1 protein-coding gene is annotated in these 1,576 nt (G+C 47.6%); it reads left to right on the top strand.

Annotated features, from left to right (window positions below):
• Positions 1-151: 151 nt before the first annotated feature.
• Positions 152-1,576 (top strand): MBOAT family O-acyltransferase (locus tag Q0340_RS10995; RefSeq protein ID WP_298083336.1); only part of this gene is annotated, 1,425 nt, incomplete at its 3' end.

Below are 1,576 nucleotides of genomic sequence, written 5' to 3'. Positions count from 1 at the left end.
TTGGCGACGCAACGCCGTGACTACCGCCGCGCCTGCGCATAAAATATCATGCTGTAAGCGATTTAAAAAAGCTTTTTCGCTTCATATAAATCTCACGCCGCAAGCGTCTAAAAGCCGCAAGAGCTTTAAAAATTTAAATTGGAAAGATTGAATGACATTTTTTTCGCCCGAGTTTGTCCTTGCTTTTTTAGCGTTTTTAATCGTTTATTGGACGCTCAAAAATCATATTTTCGCGCAAAAAATCCTGATCCTGTTAGCAAGCTACGGCTTTATGTGCTCCATAAATCCGCGTTTTGCGCTGGTGCTTGCAGCCTATAGTGCCTTCGTATATTTTGCAGGGATGTGTATCGCGCGCGCTAATCGCGTAGTTGCGAAAGCCATACCGCCCGCAAAGCAGTCTTCGCACAAGAAAAAGCTCTCGCGTAAAGCGGCAGCCAAGCAGATAAGCGCAACAAAACAAGCTGGCATAGCAAAGCAGTTGCAAAAAGCAGGGCTAGCGAAGCAGATTCCACTACCAACTGCGAAGGCGCGTGCGGTGATGCTTGCGGCAGTTGCTGGCGGCTTATTTTTTCTTGCGTTTTTTAAATATTATGGCTACGTCAGGGAGTTTTTCAATGCCGCGCTTGCTGTGCTGCACCTAGGTGCCGTCGATAGCGTGGCGTTTCCGCTTGGAATTTCATATTATGTTTTCATGTCGATCACCTATTTCATCTCGGTTTATAGGCGCGAATGCGGTGAGCAGGGCTTTTTGAGCTTGGCGTGCTTTTTAGCGTTTTTCCCTAGCGTCGTGATGGGTCCTATCGGGCGCGCTAGCGCTGCCAAGGGCGTAGAGCCAGTACTGCCGCAGTTTGATTGCTTCAAGCACTTTGGCAATGCCGATGAAATTTATGTGCTTATAATTTTTGCCTTAGTTAAGCTGCTACTTATTAGCGGCTATTTAGGCGCGTATTATAGCGATGTGATTTCGGGCGTTTACGGCGATGAGCCTGAGTCCTCCGCGGCGCAAATTCTAGCTGCACTGCTACTTTATGGCGTGGTGCTTTATACGAATTTTAGCGGCTTTATCGATATGGCGCGGGCGCTTGGGCTTGCGATGGGCTTTAAGCTGCCGCAGAATTTTAATATGCCCTATGCGGCTAAGAATTTAGGAGAGTTTTGGGATCGCTGGCATATCAGCTTATCCACGTTTATACGCGATTATATTTATATCCCGCTCGGCGGCTCGCGCAATGGCTTTGCGCGCACCTGCGTAAATTTGCTAATCGCGTTTGCGCTCTCGGGCATTTGGCACGGCGCGGGATTAAATTTTTTGATTTGGGGGCTTTTGCACGGAGTGGCGCTTGTGTTTTTAAAATGCCTTGCCAAAGTGGGCGTAAAGCCGCTAAACCCACATTTGGCGCTTTTTTGTACCTATATTTTTGTAAGTTTCGCTTGGATTTTTTTCGCCAATTCCCTTCCAGATGCGGCGGCGATTTTGAGTGCTTTTACCCGCGCACGAGCTTTTGGAGATATTAGCGAGTTAGCGGCGCTTGCGGGGATTTTAGCTGGGATTTTTGTTTATCCTAAAATTTCAGCT

Origin of the sequence: uncultured Campylobacter sp., from assembly GCF_938045595.1 — a bacterium.
GTDB lineage: Bacteria > Campylobacterota > Campylobacteria > Campylobacterales > Campylobacteraceae > Campylobacter_B.
The sequence above is the reverse complement of the archived record's forward strand: the minus strand, read 5'-3'. Positions and strand labels throughout refer to the sequence as shown.